General features: G+C 36.3%; 20 protein-coding genes, 3 pseudogenes and 2 other annotated features. Of the genes and pseudogenes, 22 read left to right on the top strand and 1 reads right to left on the bottom strand.

Going from position 1 to position 24,978, the window contains the following annotated elements; translation table 11 throughout:
• Positions 1-551 precede the first annotated feature (551 nt).
• Both spoVID and D8M05_RS03415 read left to right on the top strand, forming a co-directional pair.
• Entirely contained in the window at positions 552-1,637 is a 1,086-nt protein-coding gene (spoVID, locus tag D8M05_RS03420) for a stage VI sporulation protein D (protein ID WP_121128661.1), read from the top strand.
• Positions 1,638-1,719: 82 nt separating this feature from the next.
• Positions 1,720-2,724, top strand: coding sequence for a protein kinase family protein (locus D8M05_RS03415; protein ID WP_121128659.1), 1,005 nt, complete (start codon positions 1,720-1,722; stop codon positions 2,722-2,724).
• On the opposite strand, the gene D8M05_RS03410 is transcribed toward D8M05_RS03415, so the two are convergent.
• Positions 2,721-2,918, bottom strand: coding sequence for a hypothetical protein (locus tag D8M05_RS03410; RefSeq protein WP_342772231.1), 198 nt, complete (start codon positions 2,916-2,918; stop codon positions 2,721-2,723). The two genes, D8M05_RS03415 and D8M05_RS03410, sit on opposite strands and share 4 nt — an antisense overlap.
• A gap of 190 nt (positions 2,919-3,108) precedes the next feature.
• Positions 3,109-3,343, top strand: a binding site (T-box leader).
• 51 nt (positions 3,344-3,394) lie between these two features.
• Between D8M05_RS03410 and D8M05_RS03405 the strand changes: the two genes are divergently transcribed.
• The 20 genes and pseudogenes from D8M05_RS03405 (at position 3,395) to safA (ending at position 24,545) form a co-directional block, all read left to right on the top strand.
• Positions 3,395-6,040 (top strand): valine--tRNA ligase, encoded by a 2,646-nt coding sequence (locus D8M05_RS03405; RefSeq protein WP_121128655.1) that lies wholly within the window; start codon positions 3,395-3,397, stop codon positions 6,038-6,040.
• A gap of 298 nt (positions 6,041-6,338) precedes the next feature.
• Positions 6,339-7,226 (top strand): SPOR domain-containing protein, encoded by an 888-nt coding sequence (locus tag D8M05_RS03400; RefSeq protein WP_183072690.1) that lies wholly within the window; start codon positions 6,339-6,341, stop codon positions 7,224-7,226.
• Between the two features lie 200 nt (positions 7,227-7,426).
• Positions 7,427-7,912 (top strand): annotated as a pseudogene (gene radC, locus D8M05_RS03395) (RadC family protein); the annotation flags it as partial.
• Positions 7,913-8,982: 1,070 nt separating this feature from the next.
• A complete protein-coding gene (gene ltrA / locus D8M05_RS03390; protein ID WP_121128649.1) occupies positions 8,983-10,803 on the top strand; it encodes a group II intron reverse transcriptase/maturase in 1,821 nt (606 codons plus the stop codon).
• Between the two features lie 175 nt (positions 10,804-10,978).
• Positions 10,979-12,791, top strand: a pseudogene (locus D8M05_RS03385) (reverse transcriptase/maturase family protein).
• Between the two features lie 105 nt (positions 12,792-12,896).
• Positions 12,897-13,100, top strand: a pseudogene (locus D8M05_RS03380) (JAB domain-containing protein); the annotation flags it as partial.
• Positions 13,101-13,321: 221 nt separating this feature from the next.
• The gene (locus tag D8M05_RS03375) at positions 13,322-14,362 is read left to right on the top strand and encodes a rod shape-determining protein (RefSeq protein ID WP_121128647.1); all 1,041 of its coding nucleotides are present in this window, start codon (positions 13,322-13,324) and stop codon (positions 14,360-14,362) included.
• Positions 14,363-14,374: 12 nt separating this feature from the next.
• Positions 14,375-15,256 (top strand): rod shape-determining protein MreC, encoded by an 882-nt coding sequence (mreC, locus tag D8M05_RS03370; RefSeq protein WP_121128645.1) that lies wholly within the window; start codon positions 14,375-14,377, stop codon positions 15,254-15,256.
• Positions 15,253-15,780 carry a rod shape-determining protein MreD gene (gene mreD, locus D8M05_RS03365; RefSeq protein ID WP_121128643.1) on the top strand — a complete coding sequence of 176 codons (528 nt, stop codon included), beginning with the start codon at positions 15,253-15,255 and terminating at the stop codon, positions 15,778-15,780. The genes mreC and mreD overlap by 4 nt, the downstream gene beginning before the upstream one ends.
• A 72-nt stretch (positions 15,781-15,852) precedes the next feature.
• Positions 15,853-16,539, top strand: a complete 687-nt coding sequence (gene minC / locus D8M05_RS03360) for a septum site-determining protein MinC (protein ID WP_121128641.1) — start codon at positions 15,853-15,855, stop codon at positions 16,537-16,539.
• Positions 16,532-17,332 (top strand): septum site-determining protein MinD, encoded by an 801-nt coding sequence (gene minD, locus D8M05_RS03355; protein ID WP_121128639.1) that lies wholly within the window; start codon positions 16,532-16,534, stop codon positions 17,330-17,332. Before minC ends, minD begins: the two co-directional genes overlap by 8 nt.
• Positions 17,333-17,858: 526 nt before the next feature.
• Positions 17,859-18,629, top strand: coding sequence for a M23 family metallopeptidase (locus tag D8M05_RS03350; RefSeq protein ID WP_121128637.1), 771 nt, complete (start codon positions 17,859-17,861; stop codon positions 18,627-18,629).
• Positions 18,613-19,473, top strand: a complete 861-nt coding sequence (locus D8M05_RS03345) for a site-2 protease family protein (RefSeq protein ID WP_121128635.1) — start codon at positions 18,613-18,615, stop codon at positions 19,471-19,473. Before D8M05_RS03350 ends, D8M05_RS03345 begins: the two co-directional genes overlap by 17 nt.
• Before the next feature lie 66 nt (positions 19,474-19,539).
• Positions 19,540-19,715: a sequence feature (ribosomal protein L21 leader region), on the top strand.
• A gap of 12 nt (positions 19,716-19,727) precedes the next feature.
• Positions 19,728-20,036 (top strand): 50S ribosomal protein L21, encoded by a 309-nt coding sequence (rplU, locus tag D8M05_RS03340; protein WP_121128634.1) that lies wholly within the window; start codon positions 19,728-19,730, stop codon positions 20,034-20,036.
• 11 nt (positions 20,037-20,047) lie between these two features.
• A complete protein-coding gene (locus D8M05_RS03335; protein ID WP_121128632.1) occupies positions 20,048-20,380 on the top strand; it encodes a ribosomal-processing cysteine protease Prp in 333 nt (110 codons plus the stop codon).
• Positions 20,381-20,394: 14 nt separating this feature from the next.
• Positions 20,395-20,685, top strand: coding sequence for a 50S ribosomal protein L27 (rpmA, locus tag D8M05_RS03330; protein ID WP_121128630.1), 291 nt, complete (start codon positions 20,395-20,397; stop codon positions 20,683-20,685).
• 100 nt (positions 20,686-20,785) lie between these two features.
• The gene (locus D8M05_RS03325) at positions 20,786-21,292 is read left to right on the top strand and encodes a Spo0B domain-containing protein (protein ID WP_183072689.1); all 507 of its coding nucleotides are present in this window, start codon (positions 20,786-20,788) and stop codon (positions 21,290-21,292) included.
• A gap of 11 nt (positions 21,293-21,303) precedes the next feature.
• Positions 21,304-22,587, top strand: a complete 1,284-nt coding sequence (obgE, locus tag D8M05_RS03320; RefSeq protein WP_121128626.1) for a GTPase ObgE — start codon at positions 21,304-21,306, stop codon at positions 22,585-22,587.
• A gap of 26 nt (positions 22,588-22,613) precedes the next feature.
• On the top strand, positions 22,614-23,468 hold the full coding sequence (gene pheA, locus D8M05_RS03315; RefSeq protein WP_121128624.1) for a prephenate dehydratase: 855 nt from the start codon (positions 22,614-22,616) through the stop codon (positions 23,466-23,468).
• Between the two features lie 171 nt (positions 23,469-23,639).
• Positions 23,640-24,545, top strand: a complete 906-nt coding sequence (gene safA, locus D8M05_RS03310; RefSeq protein ID WP_245985171.1) for a SafA/ExsA family spore coat assembly protein — start codon at positions 23,640-23,642, stop codon at positions 24,543-24,545.
• Positions 24,546-24,978: the final 433 nt, after the last annotated feature.

Raw genomic sequence — 24,978 nt, 5'->3', positions numbered from 1 at the left:
AGCCCTGCCTTTCGCTCCGGCAGAATACTTCGCTTTCCACGGGCACGGCCTCAGCCCTCCTCGGAAGAAAACCACTTCCTGCGGGGTCTTCGGACACGTGCTGTTCCCGTAGGAGTCTTCGTATTCTGCCTACGCTTAGATAGCTGCTCTAGATATTTTTTAGACTATAGTCCATAAAAACACGTTTTGGATATCCTATTTTGCATAATCATCATATTTCTAGTTAAGAAAAGTAGAGCGGATTCTTAGTGGAGGAAAGATACGAAGACTTCTGCGGGAGGAGAGGCCTAGATGAGACACTGTAGTGCGCCAGCACGAAGGGGGCTCATCAGCCGCCCGCGAAAAGCGAAGTGTCTTTCCGGAACGGCGTGTTTAAGACTATCCTGAATTAAGTAATTCCACAATTTGTATCAACTCTGGATTTCGAAATGACCCTTAAAAACGTGAATTAGGTTTATTTCTCCATGCATAACCATAATACAAGGTTCATATAGATAACTAAGACATATAAAGCATATATTGTATGAATGCTTTAGAAGGGAGGAAGTCATGTGTCTTTAGACAATTCCGTATTTAGTTTTGAATTAAATGAATCCCTTTATTTTGATAAGGGACAGGAAGTAGCTGAGTTGAGAGGAATTGCGTTAGAACCGGAGATTTCTATTCAGACTTTTAATGACTATATTTCAATTCGAGGAGTAATAGAATTACAGGGCGAATATGAGAAGATTGTTCATGATGAAATGGAGGAAGAGGAACCAATTACAGATTTTGATGCGATTGAAGCGAAACGATATGTTGAAAAGGTAAATGAGGATGAAGATGGGCTTTTTTCATTTTCTCATCGATTTCCAGTAGAGATTTCTGTTCCTACTTACCGTGTGTCAGATTTAAGTGCTGTAACAGTTAATGTAGAATCGTTTGACTACGAATTGCCTGGTGAGGATCAATTAAAGTTATATTCCACAATTTGTATACACGGCATTAATCAAGAAGTTGAACAGCCCCGATTTGATGAAGCAGTAGAAGAAAAAGTAGAAGAAATAGAAGAAGAGGAAGTAGTAAGTGACGTGGTTGAGGAGGAACAGGCCCAAGTTTCTACGGACAGGGAAGAGGAATCATTTGAATTTGAAATTAAACAAACGAAGGACGATACGACTTTAAATGACCCAAATGACCTATTAGGCACTCCCGCTCCGGCATTATCTGAAGAATTAGCAGTAGAACAAGATGAAACAGAAGATAATAACGATGGAAGATGGCTATATAAAGAAAAAACACAATCACTATCCGATTTCTTTGGAAAAGCAGAATTGGAAGAAGCAACTGATCCATTAGAATTAGAAAGTGAAAGCGTTGAATCGTATGTTGAGAATGATTCAACTTACGATGATGTGGCCGAAGAGAGGGAAGCGGAAGATCCAGATATAAGTTACTTAGCAGATATTTTTAGAAGTAGTAAAGAAGAAGAATATATAAAGATGAAGCTCTGCATCGTTCAAAAAGATGATACGATTGAATCGATTGCTGAGCGTTTTCAAGTAAGTGCACTCCAGTTAATAAAACAAAATCGTTTAGAGGACGATTTTGATGTTTCGGAGGGGCAATTACTTTATATTCCATTAAAGAGTTCCTAATAAAGAATAGGAGTGTATCCAGATGTTATACCCCTTGGTAATTTGCAAGGGGTATAACTAATATAAATAGGTGGTGATATAGATGCGTGAAGGAGTAGAAAGTGTATTGAATGCATTTCAAATCGAAGTAAAACAAATTGAAGAAATAACTCCTAGTCTTTTTAAAGTGACCGATTACAGTCGCTCCTATGCTTTAAAAAAAAGTATGCTGACTGAAGAAACAATATCTAACTGGGAGAACGTATATAACCTAGCCTATTCAAATCAATTATATTCTATTTTGCCAGTGTATTTAACAACAGACGGTAAACTTTATAAAGCACAAAATCAGTCGATCTACTATCTATCTCCCTGGATTGATGAAGTTAGAACATCTATGGATAAAGCATTTATTGAAAATTTTTATCAAGAACTAGCAACGATTCATGCGAAAACAAAAAGGTCTCAAACCGTTGCAACAGAGAAGTGGGAAAGTAGCTTTCTTTCCTTTCAAGAATTTTGTAAGAAAACAATGCAACAATTACATACTGCAGTTACTTTATTTGAAAAAAGCAGCTATATGGCGCCTATTGAACTTCTAGTTTGTACACAATTTCGTGATATGGAATATGCATGGAGCGAAATTAATAAAAGAATTGATCAGTTTGTTGATTTTGATCAGGATGAAATGAAGTGGAATTATTCACTATGTCACCTGAATTTAGATCAATCAGTTATCCGTAGTACATATTTTTTAAATTGGGAACAAGCAGCTTATAATAATGGAATAATGGACTTAGTTACTTTTTTTGAGAAGGAAAGTAGGAATTATGACTTTCAGGTGGAATCATTTATTGAATCGTTCCCAGTGTATTCTAAGATTAATGAATTGAGCCTTTCGGAGCTCCAATTATTATCAGTATATTTATTAAACCCAGCAAGATATATAAAAGTCATTGAACAATACATAGATGATCCATCTAAGTACTCCATGATCTCACTTGTTCAAGAGTTGCAACGAGAGTTTAGGGTAATTAGATTTGGTTTAGCTTTTTCAGCCTTTGTAGCCAAGGAATATGAGACAGTTAACTTTGATGACGAAGACTAAATCCATTTCATATAAAAAGTGATAAGTACACCAATTAGAATTCCTAACAGTATTAAATCAAACATCGTAACATACAAAATGGTTCGAATAAATTGGAAAATTAAAATTGGTAATGTTACTCTTTCTGCGATAAAGATACAACGCCTAGCCCATGGAGGGAGTTTGTATCGATAAGGTCTACTCAATGATATCACCTCATTTTTTTCATTCACCTTTTTCTACTTTCTTTTATAATATGTATGTATAAAGGTAATTTGTGCAGGTTACAATGAAAATAGTTGACGTTCTGGCGGCTTAGCTATACAATATATATTAAATTTGTTAATAATTAGGTTGTTCCAAAGGTCAAGTGAAAAATGACAGATCTTGAACACGCAATTAATATGAAATGCGAAGATGGGGAAGAGTACAAAATAACACCTTAAGAGAGGGAAACACTTGAGCTGAAAGTTTCCTAGGAATGATTATTTTGGAAGGTCGCCCTTGATGCAGCTTCTTTGAAATGAAAGTAGAAGGAGCCGGTGACAAGCCGTTATTTGATGAAGTGTACAGATTACGATTATTTGTGATTTGTAAACAAAGGTGGTACCACGGAAATTAAACCCTTTTCGTCCTTTTTTATAGGATGAAAAGGTTTTTTTAGTTTTTACATTCTTAGGAGGTAAAAGAAATGAGTGAAAAAGAACAGACATCACTTCCGCCAAAATATAATCCTTTAGAGGTTGAAAAAGGACGTTATCAATTTTGGCTGGATGGTAAATTTTTTGAAGCAACAGGTGATCCTGACAAGGAGCCGTTTTCCATTGTCATTCCGCCGCCAAATGTAACTGGGAAATTGCATTTAGGTCATGCATGGGATACAACGATGCAAGATACGATATCACGAATGAAACGTATGCAAGGATATGATGTCCTTTGGTTACCTGGTATGGATCATGCAGGGATTGCAACACAGGCGAAGGTAGAGGCAAAATTAAAAGAACAAGGTACCAATCGCTATGAACTGGGTCGTGAGAAATTTGTAGAGAAAACTTGGGAATGGAAAGAAGAATATGCAGCTTTCATCCGTTCACAATGGGAAAAATTAGGTCTTGGACTCGATTACTCTAGAGAACGTTTTACATTAGACGAAGGTTTAGCAGATGCGGTTAAAGAAGTCTTTATAAAGCTTTATGAAAAAGGATTAATATACCGCGGGGAATATATTATTAACTGGGACCCTCAAACGAAAACTGCTTTATCAGATATTGAAGTAATTTATAAAGAAGTTCAAGGTAAGTTTTATCACATGAAGTATCCAATTAAGGATAGTGATGAGACGATTGAGATTGCGACAACCCGCCCAGAAACAATGTTAGGTGATACTGCTGTTGCTGTAAACCCGAAAGATGAAAGATACCAACATTTGATTGGTAAGACAGTGATTCTTCCAATTGTTGGTAGAGAAATTAAAATTGTTGCTGATGAATATGTAGACGTGGAATTTGGTTCTGGGGCAGTGAAGATTACTCCAGCACATGATCCGAATGACTTTGAAATTGGTAACCGCCATAATTTGGAACGGGTTCTTGTAATGAATGAAGATGGTACAATGAATAAGAATGCAGGCAAATATGAGGGTATGGATCGCTTTGAATGCCGTAAACAAATCGTAAAAGACTTACAAGAAATGGGTGTTCTGTTTGAGATTGAAGAGCATACACATCAGGTCGGTCATTCTGAACGAAGTAACGCAGTTGTAGAACCTTATCTATCCACACAATGGTTTGTAAAAATGCAACCACTAGCTGATGAAGTTGTTGAAATGCAAAAAGGTGAAAATAGAGTAAACTTTGTACCTGAGCGTTTTGAACGTACGTATTTAGGTTGGATGGAAAATATTCGTGACTGGTGTATTTCAAGGCAGCTTTGGTGGGGACATCGAATTCCTGCATGGTACCATAAAGAAACGGCTGAGGTTTATGTTGGAAAAGAAGCTCCAGAAGATATCGAAAACTGGAAACAGGATGAAGACGTGTTAGATACCTGGTTTTCTTCAGCTTTATGGCCATTTTCAACGATGGGTTGGCCAGATACGGAATCTAAAGATTTCAAACGATACTTCCCAACCGATGTGCTTGTAACTGGATACGATATTATTTTCTTCTGGGTTGCACGAATGATATTCCAATCAAAGGAATTCACAGGTGAAAGACCATTTAAAGATGTATTAATGCATGGGTTAATTCGTGATTCTGAAGGTAGAAAAATGAGTAAGTCCTTAGGTAATGGTGTTGATCCAATGGACGTTATCGAAAAATATGGAGCTGACTCATTACGATACTTCTTGTTAACGGGTTCGACTCCGGGTCAAGACTTACGATTCTATTGGGAAAAGGTAGAGTCCACTTGGAACTTTGCCAACAAGGTATGGAATGCATCTCGCTTCTCGCTGATGAACATGGAAGGATTCACGTATGAGGACATTGATTTATCTGGTGAAAAGTCGCTTGCAGATAAATGGATTCTAACTCGATTGAATGAAACAATCGAGCATGTGACAAAGAATACTGATAAATATGAGTTCGGTGAAGCTGGCCGTCACTTGTACAATTTTATTTGGGATGAGCTTTGTGACTGGTATATTGAGATGGCGAAACTGCCACTTTATGGTGATGACGAAGCGGCGAAGAAGACGACACGTTCTGTATTAGCTTATGTTCTTGATCAAACGATGCGCATGTTACATCCGTTTATGCCGTTTATTACCGAGGAAATTTGGCAAAAGCTTCCAACAAAAGGGGAGTCTATTACAGTTGCGAAATGGCCAGAAGTAAATCAATCATTTCATGATGAACAAGCATCAAATGAAATGAAGCGACTTGTTTCTATCATTAAATCAGTCCGCAATATTCGTGCAGAAGTGGATACACCAATGTCTAAACAAGTTAGCATGTTTGTTCAGGCAGAAAATGAAGCACTCGTTAAAGAATTAGAAAGTAACCGAACTTATTTGGAACATTTCTGTAATCCTAGTGAGTTAACAATTGATACGAAGATTGAAGTTCCAGATAAAGCAATGTCAGCAGTTGTTACTGGTGCTGAAATTTATCTTCCACTTGAGGGTCTAATCGATTTTGACAAAGAAATCAAACGATTAGAGAAAGAGTTTGAAAAATGGACAAAAGAAGTGGAAAGAGTTCAGAAAAAATTAGGTAATCAGGGCTTTGTAAGCAAAGCGCCACAGGCTGTAGTTGATGCTGAAAAACAAAAAGAAGCCGATTATCTTGATAAGCAAGCAAAAGTAAAAGCTAGAATAACTGAATTAAGAGGATAATAGAAGAAGGCGGAAATTCACATAGTGGATTTCCGCCTTTTCACATTGAAAATATGACAAAAAAATAGTGATTAGGACAAAACATTTATCATTCTGCCTAGAGAAAATATGATTATTTAAATATGCCAAATAAATGACGATGTCCACATGAAATAATTATAAATTAGTCTAGAAAAATTCCTCGAAATAGCACAAAGTATGTAGAACGATTTTTCGTTGTATTGACAGTATTCGTCTTACTTTTTACATGCTCTATGCTAGAGTATTACTAACGACTCTAGCAGTAGGAGGGAGAATAATGGACAAGCGCAAATCTATTATTGTTAAACAAAACGGTAAAGTTACAAAAATTATTGAACATAAAGCAAAAAATATACATACCTCGAACCAGGAAGCAGCAGCAACCCTCAAGGAGTCAGGTGATGACCAAATTCCCGCTTATGAAAGAAAGACGGATTTAAAGAAGGTAAAGCCTTTTAAGAAATCTAGTAAATTTAGTACGTTTAAACCGATTGCTATTGCAATTACTTCTGCAATTATAATTGGCCTAGTGCTTAGCGTCATTATGTTTCAAGTATTTGTGAATGTTGAAGATGGATCAGCTGGTCAAGCGCTAACAAGTGTACCCGTGTCTAATGCAGATGAAGAGGTTGCTGTTAATGATACAGATAAGCCAATCGGAACATCTGTTTATTCAATAGATTCCATACAGGCATTTGTTTTACAAGCAGGTGTTTTTTCGGAAATGGCGAATGCAGAAGAATGGGCAACACAATTCCAACAAGCAGGAGCACCTACATTAATTTGGGAGAAAGATAATCAATACTTTCTACTTGTCGGTGTATCTGAAACAAAGGAACAGGCTGAAAAGATAGCTACTGAATTAAGTACAGCAGACCATGATATCTTTGTAAAAGAATGGTCCACGAATTCCTATGAAATAGAGCTAACAGAGGAAGAGAATGAATGGTTACAACATTTCAGGGAGTCTTGGTTAAGTGCAGTGCAATTGGTAAGTGAGAATAATACATTGACACAGGCGCATTTTGAAACAAATCTTGAAGGATCAGAGAAACTATCAACACTATTAGAAGAAACCAAAGCAATAGAGGAAGTCAGTGGACGAGAAGCGCAACAGGTATTACTTCATTTGTTGATGGAATATGAAAAACTATTAGATAAATAAGTGTTCGGAGAAAAACAGGAGATGTAAAAATTTCCTGTTTTTGTAATTCCTTACATAAAAGGGTTGTAGAATTTTCATTTCTACATATCCATTTTTGATAATCTATTAACCAAAATACATGTAAAAGAAGGTTTCACTGATTTGTCTTCATGAGGTGTTATCGATAATATAATTGTATCTTATTAGAAAGGAGATACAATATGTCTACCATTATGATTAAAGATGTTCCTAAAGAAGATCGCCCAAGGGAAAGATTATTACAATTAGGTGCAAATCACTTATCAAATCAGGAACTACTTGCTATTTTATTAGGGAGTGGAACAAAAGAAGAATCTGTAATGGATTTATCTAATCGTTTATTAATGCATTTTGAAGGCCTCAAGCTGTTAAGTGATGCAACGATAGAAGAACTTGTTTCTATTAAGGGAATAGGTATTGCGAAGGGGGTAAGCATCCTTTCGGCTATTGAAATAGGTAAACGGATGAATCAATATCGGCCGCTTGAGAGATATATTATTCGTTCACCAGAAGATGGTGCTAACTATGTTATGGAAGAAATGCGGACATTGAAGCAGGAGCATTTTGTAGTTTTATTTTTAAATACGAAAAACCAAGTTATCCACAGGCAAACCATATTCATTGGTAGCCTAAATGCTTCGATTGTACATCCACGCGAGGTCGTGCGCCCATAAGGGTTTATAAAGAATCTGCTTTCGCACAGCAGTAGGGAAATATCACAAGTTATACCCTATCATCAGCCAACTTATCTGAAAGGGAAACTAATCAGGGAGTGTAGCATGTTGGAAAAGCCATAAGTTACTTAATGACCGAAGTACGACTGAATGGCGAGATGAATCGTATAAATAAGGATAAAGGCTAAACTGCTTGAATGACAGCTCAAGGGGGACTACGGGGGCCTTTAGCGGGAGGTCATGATTTACGCTATTTGAAATGTGCATTGTTCTTAAAGACTTCGAGAATGATGATGTGATACCATTTCACCCAACTTTCATATAAAGGTAACGAGTGAACGTCATATCCGACACTATACATGCGACTAGTCTTTATAAATCTAAATGGGGATTACCTAAGTCAGAATGCCTACAGGCTATGTGTGTAGACACTGAATATCTGATATGGTAACGGAGCTCTCGTAGGTGCGACAAGAAGTCGCTAATTAATAGTGCTGGTAATCAATCCAGATAGCTTAGTCATTGAGCTATTCCCAACCAAAACTGCGTTCTAAGTAATTGGAAGGTGGGTTGCATGAGGTAATGTCTAACGTATTGTTTTACACAGAGATAATACGGGGCAAGGGAAAGAATGAGAATGCATAAGCTTAAAGCTGAACCTTTGTAATCATCGTGAGCTCCAGTAAGCGTACTGTGGTTGTAACAAGCTTATTTTACGGATTGGAAGGACTGAATCTATGGACAGTCGTGTAATGACCCTATATCCGTCGGTGTAAAGAAGGATGCTTAACTCATTCGTATCTATGATTAGCGGAACTTGGTAAGCCCGTTGTGTTCCATGTAAATGGTAGGGAAATCGTAAGAGGACTACAACATATAGCGGGTAAAGGATTGTGGAGAAAGCGAATGCCAGTAAGGTGAAAACCAAGAGGAAAGTCGATGATTTGATATAACTCACTGGATAGGGATTCAAAATTTGTCCCACTCGAAAGAGGGCAGACTTCCACAAGGTCATCAACACAAAAGAAAGCGAAAAGAAGAATCTTATTGAGGAGGAACAAGTTATGAATACCATTATTAATAATGAGTCGGCTGTTTCTCCACATATGGAGCAGTGGGAAACACTAAATTGGGTGAAAATCCATAAATATGTGAAGAAACTTCGACAACGAATCTTTCGTGCTGAACAGTTAGGACAACATCGAAAACTAAGAAAACTCCAACGTCTAATGTTAAGAAGCAAAGCAAATCTACTATTAAGTATCAGAAGAGTAACACAAGTAAATAAAGGTAAACGTACAGCAGGGGTAGATGGATATAAAGCACTAACATCTAGAGAAAGAATTGATTTATATAACAGAATCAAAGATTATAATATTCGTTCTATCAGACCAAAACCTGCAAGAAGAACCTACATTCCAAAGAAAAACGGTAAGTTACGACCGCTTGGAATACCAATAATAAAGGATAGAATTTATCAAAATGTTGTCAAAAATGCTCTTGAACCACAATGGGAAGCGAAATTTGAATCTACTTCTTATGGTTTTAGACCAAAACGAAGTACACATGATGCCATTGCAAACCTTTTTACGAAGCTTTCCTCAAAAAGTAAACGCACATGGATATTTGAAGGGGACTTCAAAGGATGTTTTGATAATCTAAATCACCAACATATCCTAGATAAGTTGATTAGATTTCCTGCAAAAGAAGCAATCTCTAAATGGTTGAGAGCAGGATTTATTGACAATGAAACCTTTAATGAAACTAATCATGGTACTCCACAGGGCGGAATCGTATCTCCTTTACTGGCAAATATTGCACTTCATGGTATGGAAAAAGAACTAGGTATAAAATACATCTACAACAAAAGAGATGGATTTATCCTAGATAAAAATTCAGTAGCTATTACAAGATATGCTGATGACTTCGTCATACTGTGCAAAACAGAAGAAGAAGCCATATCAATGTATGAAAATTTGAAACCATACCTATGTAAAAGAGGGTTAGTGCTTGCGGAAGATAAAACGAAAATTACAAACATCACAGATGGATTTGATTTTGTAGGATTTAACTTAAAACAATACGGTACGAAAGACGGACTAAAACTTCTAATCAAACCATCTGAAGCAAGTATTAGAAAGGTAAAACAAACCATTAAGGAAACGTTTATGGAATTAAAAGGTAGACCTGTACGTGAACTGATTTATAAATTAAATCCTATCATTAGAGGGACAGGATATTATTGGTCATCAGTTGTTTCAAAGAAAATTTACAATAAGATGGACCATTATATCTGGATTAAAACTATGAAACATCTTAGAAGCTTACATCCTAAAAAGTCTTGGAAATGGAGAATAACACGATACTTCAAACCAGATCACACAGGTGTAAGTAAAGATAAATGGATATTAACAGACCCTCAAAATGAAAGAAATCAATTAACAAGAATGACGTGGATTCCAATTACAAGACATATAATAATTAAATTCACAAATTCACCAGATAATCCAAGTCTGCAACAATACTTCGAGAAACGAGATGAGAAACAATTCAATCGTTTTAATATTAACAGCAGACAAAAGATTGCAAAGAAACAGAAATATAAATGTAGAGTTTGTAAACAATCATTAGTTGGAGAAGAAAGCCTCGAAACGAATCATAAAGTACCTAAAATGCTTGGAGGAAAAGACGAATATTATAATTTTGAATTACTCCATACAAGTTGTCATATTCAACATCATCAACTTTTGGAAAAATACGGTGGTGGAAAACAACTTAATAGAATTAGAGAGTATTTTAGAGGAAATAACGTCGAGCCATCAAGTAAAGAAGGTATTAGATTAATAGAAAAGGTATTCGGTAAATTTAATTATATAACTGTTTGAGATAAATGATGGCTTGAGCCGTATGTGGGGAAACCCACCCGTACGGTTCTTAGGGGGGGAAGAGGTGGTAACACCTCTGACCTACCCGACTAGTCCGAGCTAGGGAAAGCCTAGTACATGGCAAAGGGGAGCAGTTTACAGTGTTAATACCAAATTGGGAAGGAGCGGAGGCTCTATGAGAATTCCAAAAGTAGTATTAAATCGTCTAACTGCCAAAGCAAAAGAAGAAAACTATGTGTTTGAAAGGCTATATCGCAACTTGTACAACAAAGAGTTCTATTTTGAAGCATATGCGAAACTGTACAAAAATAAGGGCAGTAATACAAAAGGGATCAATGAAGATACGATTGATGGCATAAGTGTAAAACGTATTGAAAAGCTCATAGAGAAATTAAGAAATCAAACGTATCAACCTATTCCAGCACGAAGGACGTATATCCCGAAGAAAAACGGGAAAACAAGGCCACTTGGTATTCCTACTTTTGAGGATAAACTAATCCAAGAAGTCGTTCGGCGTTTGCTTGAAAGTATTTATGAACCACAGTTTTCTGAACACTCTCATGGTTTCAGACAAAATCTTAGCTGCCATACAGCGTTAATAGAAGTCCGTAATACGTTTACGGGAACGAAATGGTTTATTGAGGGTGATATTAAAGGGTTCTTCGATAATATAGACCATCACGTGTTGATTAGCATTTTGCGAAGCCGAATTCGTGATGAAAAATTCATTAATTTAATTTGGAAATTTCTGCGAGCGGGTTATATGGAAGATTGGGTATTCCACAAAACATATAGTGGTGCACCACAGGGTGGAATTATCAGCCCTTTGTTGTCGAATATTTATTTAAATGAACTTGATAAATATGTGGAGCAATATATTGAACACTATAACAAAGGTGACAAACGAGTACACAATTTACCCTATCACAATCTTGCCTCGAAGATTAATTATCGCAAAAGCAAAAATAAACGTGATTGGACTGCATTAACCCAGATAGAAAAGGAAGAACGGTTAAAAGAATTAAAATCCCTTTATAAGGAACTGCAAAGCCATGATAGTAAAGAGCTTTTTGATCCATACTACCGCCGTTTAAAATACGTACGTTATGCGGATGATTTTATACTTGGCGTCATCGGAAGCAAAAAGGAAGCTGAACAGATTAAACGTGACTTAACACTGTTCTTAAAAGAACAATTAAGACTGGAATTAAGTGCTGAGAAAACATTGATTACTCATAGCAAGAAAAATGCCCGTTTTCTTGGATATGACATTCGTGTGGTCAGAGACTGGCATCGAATAAAAATGCCAAATGGAACTAAAAAGCGAAAGTTTAACTATCAGACAAAGCTCTTTGTTCCTCTTGAAAAGTATATTCAAAAGCTAGTACAGTTGAATGCGTTAACAATAGGACCGAATAATCGTTGGAAACCCATTCATCGCCCATATTTGGTTCATAATGACGACCTCAAAATTTTAAGAACGTACAATTCGGAAATAGATGGCTACTACAATTATTATCGCATTGCTAGTAATGTTCATGTTTTACAGTCTTTTCGTCAAACGATGAAATATAGCATGGTTAAAACGTACGCGAATAAATACAAGTCTACCGTTAGTAAAACTATCAATAAATTTAGCGTTAACGGGGAATTTGGGGTCCGATATGAAACGAAAGAAGGCATTAAGATTGTCTATTTTACGATGCAGCGAATGGAAAAGAACGATGAGATCAAACAACCAAATGTCGATACAGTTGAAAATACATTAGTTTATTCAGGGCGAACGAGCATGATTGACCGTTTACTTGCCAAAAAGTGTGAATGTTGTGCTGTGTCTAGCGTGCCGCTTGAAATGCATCACATTCACAAATTGAAAGATTTACAAGGCAAGAAAAAAATGGGAGCAAAGAATAATAGCCAGCAGACGTAAAACAATGGCGTTATGTGTGTCATGCCATCACGATTTGCATAATGGTAAGTTAGATTAAAGTAAATGGAAAGCCGTATACTCTGAGAAGAGTACGTACGGTTTGGAGGGGAGTTCTTGGAAAACTAGTATAGTAATATACTAAGGCACCGGGTTCTCACCCTACTATCGTGAAGCAGTAAAAAGGTCTGCAGCCTCTATCATCGTAGTGCATAACCACCCCTCTGGGGATCCTGCGCCCTCACAGGAAGATATCCATGTTACAAGACGGTTAGTAGAGTCTGGAAAGATGATTGGCATTGAATTATTAGATCATATTATTATTGGAGATAGAAAATTTGTGTCACTAAAAGAAAAAGGCTACGTTTAACACTATCTATTTTCGTGTTTTTTTCGTATAATTATATAGAATAAACATAGAAGCGCCATTTTTCGATTATGCAATTGAATGTGGCGCTTATTGAAATTATATACATAGTATTCATATTCATGTTGAAAATAAAGATGAATAGTTAATCTGTGTGTTTGCAACAAATGACATTAATCGATATAGTAAAATGAGATAATGGTTAGTTGGAGAGGGAGATTTATTTGGGACAAATTAGTTTATCTCAAGATTTAGGAATAGACTTGGGTACTGCTAATACGCTAGTATTTGTGAAGGGAAAAGAGATCGTAGTAAGAGAGCCTTCAGTAGTTGCAAGAAATAGAGAAACTGGTGAAGTTGAAGCAGTTGGTAGTGCTGCCAAGAATATGATAGGCAGAACGCCAGGAAATATTGCGGTGATTAGGCCAATGAAAGACGGGGTCATTGCCGATTATGATACAACATCTGTTATGATGAAATATTACATACAAAAAGCAATGAAAAAACGCTCTGTGTTTGCTAAAAAGCCCAATGTGATGGTTTGTGTTCCTTCGGGGATTACAATGGTGGAAGAAAGAGCCGTAATTGATGCAACGAAACAAGCTGGCGCAAAGGACGCCTTTCCGATTACGGAACCATTTGCAGCTGCAATTGGTGCAGGACTTCCTGTATGGGAACCAACCGGCAGTATGATTGTTGATATCGGTGGTGGGACAACTGAAGTTGCGGTAATCTCACTTGGCGGTGTGGTTACTAGTGAATCCATTCGTATTGCAGGTGATAACATGGACGAGGCAATCATCAATTATATACGAAAACAGTATAGTCTATTGATTGGGGAAAGGTCTGCAGAATCGCTCAAGATGGATATTGCTACTGCAGGTGAAGTCACAGAAAATCTGGAGATGGATATTCGTGGTAGGGACATGCTAACTGGTTTACCGAAAACAGTGACAGTAACTGCAAGAGAAATTGCTACCTCATTACAAGATACAGTAGAAGCAATAGTAGAGGCAGTTAAGAATACATTAGAAAAAACGCCCCCAGAATTAGCAGCAGATATTATGAATAGAGGTATTGTATTATCTGGTGGAGGGGCTCTATTAAAAAATTTAGATAAAGTGATAAGTGATGAAACAAAAATACCTGTATTTGTTACCGAAAATCCATTGGATAGCGTAGCAATCGGTACTGGTAAATCCCTGGATTATATAAAACATTTTCAATCCCATCCAAATGTTTCTATTCGTCCTTCCATTGATTAAGAGGGTGTAATCGTGTCTTTTTTTCGAAATAAGAAATTACTAATATTTTTAATTGGATTTATTGTTCTTGTCGTATTAATTGGATACTCACTAAGAGATAGAGCGAATGTGTCAATAGCGGAACAAATGATTAATGATACTGTTGGATGGGTGCAAACAATCATTCATACTCCTGTTGATTTTGTAACGAATATCTTTTCAAATATTGATGAATTTAGAAATATATATAGTGAGAATGAAATTTTAAAGGAACAGCTAGCGCAGTACAAAGGATTAATATATGAAGTGCAGGAATTAAAGGAAGAAAATAATGAATTAAGAAACAATCTCACATTAACCGATTCACTTCGAGATTATCAACCGATTCAAGCAACGGTTATTTCACGATCACCTGAACAATGGTTGAATGAAGTGGTGATTGATAAAGGAAAACAAGATGGCGTCAACGCGAATATGGTTGTGATAACTGCTGAAGGAATGGTAGGGAAAATTCAAACCGCCAATGAATTTACGTCAAAAGTTCAATTGCTAACAGGATTTGACCAATTTAATCGAATTTCTGCCACCATATCACGACAAGATGAGCAAGATATCTTCGGAATGATTGAAGGATATGATGATGAAACGAAAACACTTATGTTTCGAATCATTGAGGAATCTGATAAAGATATAAAAGAAGGAGAATTAATTGTTTCATCGGGTATGGGAGGTGTTTTTCCAGCTGGTTTGATTATTGGTACCGTAAAGGAAGTTGTCCCAGATCAATATGGATTAACACGAACTGCATTAGTTGAACCTTCTGCGGATATGTATGAAATAAATCAAGTAATGGTATTAGACCGTTCTCTTGACGTTGTGGAAGAAAGTGACTTTATAGAGGAGGAAGAGGAATGAAACGTGTATATATCCCTTTATTCCTCTTTCTACTACTAATATTGGAAGGTGTAGCAACAGATTTTCTACCTTCCGATATTGTTATGGGAGAATTATTAATTGTCCCCCACTGGTTGCTTGTTGGCTTAGTGTTTATAACATTATACTATGATAGAGAAAATACATATTACTCTGTTATGTACGCAATTATTTTTGGGTTACTGGTTGATGTTGTATACACTGGGATACTGGGCGTCTACATGTTTTCTTATGCCGCGGTAGTCTACCTTATTCATGTTTTGAAAAAATTACTGCATGTGAATTTATTTGTTTTGTTGTTAATGGGTATCGTTGGAGTAGGTATGAGTGATTTATTAATTTATATTTCATACACTATTGTTGGAATTATTGATATGTTTTGGAAAGATTATCTTTTTTATCGATTATTGCCAACCATCGGATTGAATCTAGTATTTTTTATTATCTTATACCCTATCTTAATGAAACGACTTAAGAGGTGGGGTAGTGAAACGAATTGGAAATAATCATTTATAATAATTAGCGTTAACTAGTGAATGAACCTGACTGCTTAGCGATGTTAATGAGGTGAACTTATCGTGCATGATACGAAACAGTTAATAACAATAAAGGGAACAAGGGAAGGAATTACCCTTTTTATCGACGAATCCTGTTCATTTAATCAGGCAATGAATGAACTTCATGACAAAATAATTTCAAGTAGACCTAAAAATGATGAACCGATTGTGTCCGTGAAAGTGAAATTGGGGAATAGATACTTAAAGGAAGAACAAGAAAAGGATTTAAGAAAGATTTTTAACGAGGAGAACCGGTTCGAAATTCATTCCATAGAATCTGATGTTATTCGTAAAGAGGATGCGTTAAAGTGGATAGAAGAAAGTAAGATGAAATTGGTTAATCGAATCGTTCGTTCTGGTCAAGTATTAGAGATTGATGGAGACCTTCTACTGATTGGTGATGTGAATCCTGGTGGTAAGGTAGTTTCAACTGGAAATATATTTATAATGGGACATTTATATGGAATTGCTCATGCTGGTGTGGATGGTGATAGGAGTGCATTTATTGTGGCTTCTTATATGAAACCAACTCAACTTAGAATAGCAGATTATTTAAGTAGGGCTCCAGATTATGAATCTGATGGTGTGTATATGGAATGTGGTCTTATTGATGAAGAACAAGATAAAATCATTATTGACAGGCTGCAAGTTCTTTCACATAAAAGGAAAGAAATAAGCAGATTCGAAAGGAGAATTCAAAATGGGTGAGGCAATCGTAATTACCTCTGGTAAAGGTGGAGTTGGTAAGACGACTACAACAGCTAATATTGGAACAGCTCTAGCATTAATGGATAAAAAAGTGTGTTTAATAGATACTGATATTGGTTTGAGAAACCTCGATGTTGTTATGGGTTTAGAAAATCGGATCATATATGATATTGTTGACGTTATTCAAGGTCGATGTAAGCTGAAACAAGCACTGATTAAAGATAAAAGGTTTGAATATTTGTCATTACTTCCAGCAGCACAAACAAGTGATAAAACAGCAGTAACAACAGAGGGTATGAAGACGATCATTAATGAGTTAAAGCAAGAGTATGAGTATATTATTATTGATTGTCCAGCAGGTATTGAACAGGGATTCCAAAATGCAATTGCTGGTGCTGATCGGGCAATTGTTGTAACAACACCTGAAAAATCTAGTGTTCGTGATGCTGATAGAATTATAGGTTTGTTAGAAAAAGAAGAAATGCAAGAGCGACCAAGATTAGTCATCAATCGCATTCGTAATCATATGGTCAAAACTGGAGATATGATAGATATTGATGATATTGTTCAATTACTTTCTATTGATTTGATAGGGATTGTAATTGATGATGACGAAGTGATTAAGGCTTCAAATAAGGGTGAACCTGTTGCAATACATCCTAATTCGAAAGCATCCATTGCCTATAGAAATATTGCAAGAAGAATTTTAGGTGAAACCGTTCCATTGCAATCTTTAGAGGATGAGAAGGGTGTATTCCAGAAAGTGAAAAAATTCTTTGGAATAAGATCTTAATAAAAAGATGTAATGAAAATAATTCTTTCATTACATCTTTTTATATGTACCAAAACGGGATGATTGACTAAGGTGGCTTCCTAAAGGATTGTTGCTTTTTATTAAATATAAGCTATGACGTAAAATGTATAAAATACGAATTAGATGTACTTAGGGTAATCATTAAAAAGATTTGGAAATAAATTGATCTGAGAACACTTATCAGGTTACAAATTCTGTTTTTGAGCTCCATTTTCATCTAGAGAGCGCTTATCAAGTTACAAATTCTGATTTTGAGTTCCGTTTTTATCTAGAGAACGCTTATCAAGTTACTTTCTCTTCCTCGAGGACTCCGTTCCTGAATTTAAAATCATAAGCCAAAATACCTTTTCTGCGTGTAATCTTACGTCTCATTTTAAATCAATTTCGAAAACAATACGATAAGGGTTTTGACTAATAACGAAACACCTGAAAGAAAGTTTACTTATCATATGTTTCTATATCACCACATATACTTGTACAAATATTAAGAAGGAATGTGAGGACAATGGATAGAGGCATAAGAAAAGTACGTAAGTCAATTGAACAACGTAAAAGGATGCGTGGAGTTCCAAAAGGTAATCAAACGAAACGTGTTTATCCGTCGATTCCTCAAGATGAGGAAAAACATGGTTTTTACCCTTTAGTTACGGACGATCATGCAACAAGTCGTCGCGGGGAAAATGTGGTTGCTGGAATTGCAGTTAAAGGAATGCTATCTGTTATGCTGTTTTTTGGTGTTGCCATCTTACATCAAAATGATTCAGAATTGTTAAGTAAACCTAAAGACTGGACAAGCAGTGCTTTATCAGAAGAATTTCCTTTTGCTAAAGTGAATAACTGGTATCGTACAACTTTTGGAGAACCTTTGGCATTCACCCCGCAGAAGGACCAAACAGTCACTACTAGTACTGAAAATTCAGTTGCTTTACCTGTCAGTGGGAGTATTTCAGAGTCATTCCAAGTGAATGGTAAAGGAATAATGATTTCTCCTGGTGAAACTGCGGAAGTAACTGCGATGCAAGAGGGTATCGTTGTATTCGCAGGTAAAGATCGAAACACAAATAAAACGGTAGTTATTCAACATGCGGATGGTACAACCACTAGCTATGGGCACTTAAGTAATATCGATGTTCATTTGTATCAGTATGTCACTAATAATCAGCAAGTTGGCGAGTTTACACCGACGAGCGAGAATGAAATGGTCTACTTCTCTATCGAAATGGATGATAAATATATTGATCCCGTACAGGTGATACAAGTTGACGAGACTCCTTAAGTATTTACCAAGTATTCACATCCATCCCATATTAATTGTCTTTATCTTTATTTCTTATATTACTGGTACATTCGTGGAATTAATTGTGATTCTATTAATCGTACTCATTCATGAAATTGGTCATTATGCGATGGCCACATATCTTAAATGGCGAATAAGAAGTATTGTTTTATGGGTGTTTGGGGGGGTATTGGATACAGATGAACATGGGAATCGGCCGATACGTGAGGAAATTCTTGTAACGGTTGCAGGGCCAATTCAACATGTGTTTATCTATGTATTCCTTTTTCTTCTTTCGTCGATCCAATTATTACCCACGAGTATAGTAGAATTAGCATTATATTATAATACAATTATCCTCTTATTCAACTTATTGCCTGTTTGGCCTTTAGATGGGGGCAAGCTATTATTCTTATTTGTATCTCGTAATCTACCGTATAAAAAGGCTTACCATTTTATTATACTTTTTTCTATTGTAGTAAGTATTATCTTACTAATTGTTCAATTCTTTGTATTGCCTTTTACTTTAAGCGCATTTTTAATCATGATTTTTCTTTTGTCAGAGAATAGAAAAGAATGGAAACAAAGGTATTATGTGTTTATTCGCTTCTTACTTAAACGTTATGAAGGTAGCACAACCTTTCAAAATGTGTATCCAATTACTGTCCCATATGAAAGTACGCTTATGGATGTTTTTTCCCGTTTCAGGCGAGAAATGAAGCATCCTATTTATATCGAAAATTCTAAAGCCCCTCGCACAATGATTGATGAAAATGATTGCCTACACCATTTTTTTCATGAAAATCAGCATAATCAAACCATTGGGGATGTATTTAGCAGATGAAAAAACTACCAGCCCTTGACAATTTTCTCCTAAGATGATAACATCTATATGTTATTTAAAGTAGCACCAGTGCTACAACCGCACAGAACAGGTTGTTTGAAAAGCATAAGCACCGAACGGACTGTACCTGAGTCGATGTTGATTTATCGTAGCATGAGATGAGGGAGGTCGAGCTAATTTTTCGGGGCGGAGCTAGACAATTTAAAACGAATGTTACCTGTATGGCGAGTCTGAGTTATTAAGGAGGTGCAAGTATGTACGCAATTATTGAAACAGGTGGAAAACAACTTAAAGTTGAAGAAGGTCAAGAAATTTTTGTAGAAAAAATTTCTGCTGATGCTGCTGAATCTGTAACTTTTGATAAAGTACTTTTCGTAGGTGGGGAAGATGTTAAAGTTGGAACTCCTTTCGTTGAAGGTGCTACAGTAACGGCTAAAGTTGAAAAACATGGTCGTCAAAAGAAGATTACTGTTGTTAAATTCAAAGCTAAGAAGAACTACCATCGTAAGCAAGGTCACCGTCAACCTTATACAAAATTAGTTATTGAAAAAATTAACTTATAAGGAAATTAGCCATGATTCGTGTAACTGTGTTAAGGTCAAAAGACAATTTAATATCAGAATTTGAAATGACTGGACATGCTGATAGTGGTCCATATGGTTATGACTTAGTCTGTGCAGGAGTTTCGGCTGTATCGATTGGTAGTGTTAATGCAGTTATGGAATTGTGTGACATTGATTTAAATATAGAGCAAGGCACTGATGGTGGATATCTACGGGTAACCATACCAAACTCGATTGATTCTACAATAATGAGTAAAGTGCAACTCTTATTTGAAGGAATGCTTATTTCGCTAAAGTCGATTGAACTTGAATATGGTCAGTTCATTAAAATACAAAATAAATAGGAGGTGCACAACTTATGATACGTTTAGATTTGCAGTTTTTCTCACAGAAAAAAGGTGCAGGTAGTACAAAAAACGGTCGTGATTCTGAATCAAAACGTTTAGGTGCTAAACGCGCTGATGGTCAATTCGTTTCAGGTGGATCAATTTTATATCGCCAACGCGGTACAAAAATCTATCCAGGTGAGAACGTTGGACGTGGTGGTGATGACACTCTTTTTGCGAAAGTTGACGGTGTTGTGAAATTCGAACGCTATGGTCGCGATCGTAAAAAAGTTAGTGTTTACCCTGTTGCCCAAGAAGCATAATTTAAAATAAAAAACTCCAGCCAATTTGTTGGTTGGAGTTTTTTATTTAATGAACTTTCTTTGTCTTTCTGCTATACTTTTCATAATAATGGAGGTAGGAATGATGGAGGAATTAGAAGTTGTTCGTCTGTTACAAAATTATCGTCATGATCTTTTAAATCATTTGCAATTGATACAGGGATATTTATCCATGGGGAAGAAGGATACTGCAGAAAGTAAAATGACAGAGTTATTTTCACATTTTGAAGAAGAGCGTAAATTAATCCAATTGCATGCCCCGAAATTTACCTTATGGCTTATTCATTTCAATCATCGTTATGATAATCTTAGAATAGCGTATAACATACATATCGATAGGTCGTTATCTATGGTGGATGATTTTATCTTAACAAAATGTAACAAGATAATCGATTTGATGGAAAACTATACGAATCCATTGGAATTATATGAAATTCAATTAGATATAAAGGAAAATGAATTGTGTTTTTATTTTGATGGAGAATTTAAAGAAATTATTATAAATAAGGAAATTATGAGTAAAGATATTGATGTATCAGTACATGAAGAAAAGATAGTTTGTCGTTTTGAGCTTCCAAGAAATGGATGAGGTGAATCGAAATGTTTGTCGATCAGGTCAGTGTATATGTAAAAGCAGGAGACGGAGGAAATGGTCTTGTTGCATATAGAAGAGAAAAATACGTTCCACTAGGTGGTCCTGCTGGTGGAGATGGTGGTAACGGAGCGGATGTTGTTTTCAGGGTGGATGAAGGTCTAAATACATTAATGGATTTCCGTTATCAACGCCATTTTAAAGGAAAACGTGGAGAAAATGGAATGAGTAAGAATCAGCATGGCAGAAATGCTGAACCCTTTGTTGTTTCTGTGCCTCCTGGTACAACAGTGATAGACGAAGATACTGGAGAAATAATTGCTGATTTAACGGACCACGAACAACAGGCAGTTATTGCAAAAGGTGGTCGAGGTGGTAGGGGGAATTCCCGTTTCTCAACACCGAGAAATCCTGCGCCGGATTTCGCTGAAAATGGTGAACCTGGCCAAGAGAGAAATATAAAAGTAGAACTAAAAGTAATTGCTGACGTAGGGCTTGTAGGATTTCCAAGTGTAGGGAAGTCAACGCTTCTATCTGTTGTTAGTGCCGCAAAACCTAAAATTGCTGATTACCACTTTACAACGCTAGCACCTAATCTTGGTGTGGTTGAAACTGCGGATCATCGGAGTTTTGTTATGGCCGATCTACCTGGTTTGATTGAGGGTGCACATGAAGGTATTGGTTTAGGTCATCAGTTTTTAAGGCATGTTGAACGTACAAGATTAATTGTTCACGTCATTGATATGGCAAGTATAGAGGGAAGAGACCCATACGAAGACTTTGTAACAATAAACGGTGAATTAAAGGAATATGATCCAAAGCTAATGGATAGACCGCAAATTATAGCGGCGAATAAAATGGACATGCCCAACGCAAAAGAAAACCTAGAAGCGTTCAAAGAACAAATTGGAGAAGGAATTCCTGTTTTCGAAATATCAGCACTTACGAAAGAAGGATTAAGAGAGGTCTTATTTGCTATTGCTGATAAACTGGAGGAAATACCAAAGCTTGCGCCACAAATTGAAGAAGATATCGAAAAAGAAGTGGTATACAGATATCAGAAAGAAGAAATCCCATTTGAAATCTCAAGGGATGATGATGGTGCCTATGTATTGTCTGGTTCTAAAATAGAGAAGTTATTTAAAATGACTGATTTTGCAAGAGATGAAGCCGTTCAGAGGTTTGCTAGGCAAATACGAACAATGGGTGTAGATGAAGCGCTTAGGAAGCGTGGCGCAAAAGACGGAGATACAGTTCGCTTATTGGATTTTGAATTTGACTTCGTTGAATAATGGAAAAGTATTTGGGGGGGAGTTTTTTGACTACGATAGGGTATTTAGGGCCAAAGGGGACATTTACGAAATTAGCAGTTGATACGGCCTTTAATGGGGAAAAAAAGGTAAGCTTCACTACGATACCAGAATGCATTGATGCGGTCGATAGTGATGAAATAGATATTGGTGTAGTTCCACTAGAAAACGCCATTGAAGGTACTGTTCAATTGACAGTTGACTATCTTGTACATCAAGTTAGATTACCAGTTATGGCTGAAATCGTTGTACCAATACAACAACATTTATTAATCCGTCGTGATTTTACAGGTAACTTAATGGATATTGAGGGAATTCATTCCCACAGCCATGCAATTGCTCAGTGCCATCAATTTATTCATAAGGAATTGCCGAATGCGCAGATACGTTATACATCATCTACTGGTAAAGCGGCAGAATTGGTTTCAAACAGTGAAGGACTATCAATTGCAGCTATCGGAAATAGCCTTGCAGCAAATGAATACGACTTAAGGATTCTAAAAGAGAACATACATGATTATCCAAATAATCACACAAGATTTGTTGTTCTAACGAAGAACAAGCAACTCCTAAAGATAAAGCATAAGGCAATAGGCGAAAAGACAACATTATTAATTTCACTGCCAAATGACAAGTCTGGTGCGCTGCATCAGATATTATCTGCATTTGCTTGGAGAAAAATGAATTTATCAAAAATAGAATCTCGTCCAACAAAAACGGGATTAGGTAATTACTTCTTTATTATCGATGTTGAACAGCAGTATGATGATGTGTTATTTCCTGGTGTGAAAGCTGAATTAGAGGCCCTAGGTTGCCAAGTAACGGTACTTGGTACATATCCGGTATATCAAATGAATTTATAAGAAGTACAATTAATACGAAGACTGTTAATTACAATTGGATTAACGGTCTTTTCTTTGTTTTTAGATCCTTTACTGTGAAGTTTGATGTTCTGGTCAACTTTTAAGTTTTACTTGCATATGTTGATAGAGTAATTAGCCCAGCATAATAAAATGAAAGGAGTATGGTTCGTTTTGAAAATACACATCGTACAAAAAGGAGATACATTATGGGAATTAGCTAACAAATATGGAGTAGATTTTGAGGAAGTAAAACAACTTAACTCCCATTTAGCTAGTCCGGATATGATTATGCCAGGTATGAAAATTAAAATACCTAGTTCTTCAAAAGCGGTTAAAAAAGAGAATGCAATGGTTAAAGAGAAACCAAAGGAAGTAAAAAAAGAAACAAAGCTACCGTACAAAGATACGTCACCAAAACCGTTACCAGTTATTAAGGAAGATGATAAAGAAAAACAAATGGTAATTAAACCGGAGATGCCAGTTCAGCCACAGCCACAAATGCCGGTACAGCCAATTATGCAAATGCCTATTTTTGATCAAGATTTTCAATTTAATTTCCCACAAATGCCAAGTTATCAGGAACCCGTTAAAGAAGAAGTAAAAGAAGAGGTAAAAGAAGAAGTAAAACAACAACCAACACCACAGTTGCAAATGCCAATAGAGCAGCAACCAATGCCGCAAATGCCAATTCAACAACAACCAATCTTCCAACCGATGCCAATGCCGATGCCACATTATCCATGCTGTTACCATGTACATCCGTGTTATCCATATGTACCATTCCCTCAAGTGATGCCTGAAGCATATATGCCTGCTGAGACTGCTAAACCAATTGGAGGGGATTGTGGGTGCGGCGGTTCATCAAATGTCGGGCAAGGCTTTATGGAAGTCCCTTTGCAATATCATACAGCACAGGACTTTAATATGGAACAGGGCTTTGATAGCGGGCAAAATACTGTGCAAACATTCCCACCTCAATTTAATATGGATTCTGTTTACCCTACGCCACCAACCTATCCTAATTTTGATCCTATGCAAAGGAAAAACGAAGATAATCATAAATCATCGAATGAATAAGGGGAATAAGAGACGTTATCATTTTACGTCTCTTATTTTTTGTATAAGAAATATGTGATTGGGACAAAAGTATTTTGTGTAAATAGTGGACGTATTTAATTCGATACTGTGTGAAGCACTCGTTCCGGAAACACACTTCACTATTTTTTGCTCTTTACTAAATCATGGTTAGCATCATTATAATTGTTGATTGGAGGGGAGGGCAGTCGACTCCTTGAAAAAGAAGAGCGCTTTTTCTTCGTACGATGGAATGCTACTGACCCCTCAGCTATAGAAAGCTAACGATCTAAGTTTCTTATCCTATAATCGTTCGTCTTTAGAGTGGAAGGTTTTAGTTCTGTACTAGCTCTATTTTCGTATAATAGTTGAAAAAGTTTCATATTACCAAATATATCCTGCAATTATTGTAGAAACCACAGAATTAATGATAATA

Source organism: Oceanobacillus bengalensis (genome assembly GCF_003628445.1).
Classification (GTDB): Bacteria; Bacillota; Bacilli; order Bacillales; family Amphibacillaceae; genus Oceanobacillus; species Oceanobacillus bengalensis.
Note: the sequence above shows the minus strand (reverse complement) of the source record. Positions and strands in the feature narration are given on the sequence as shown.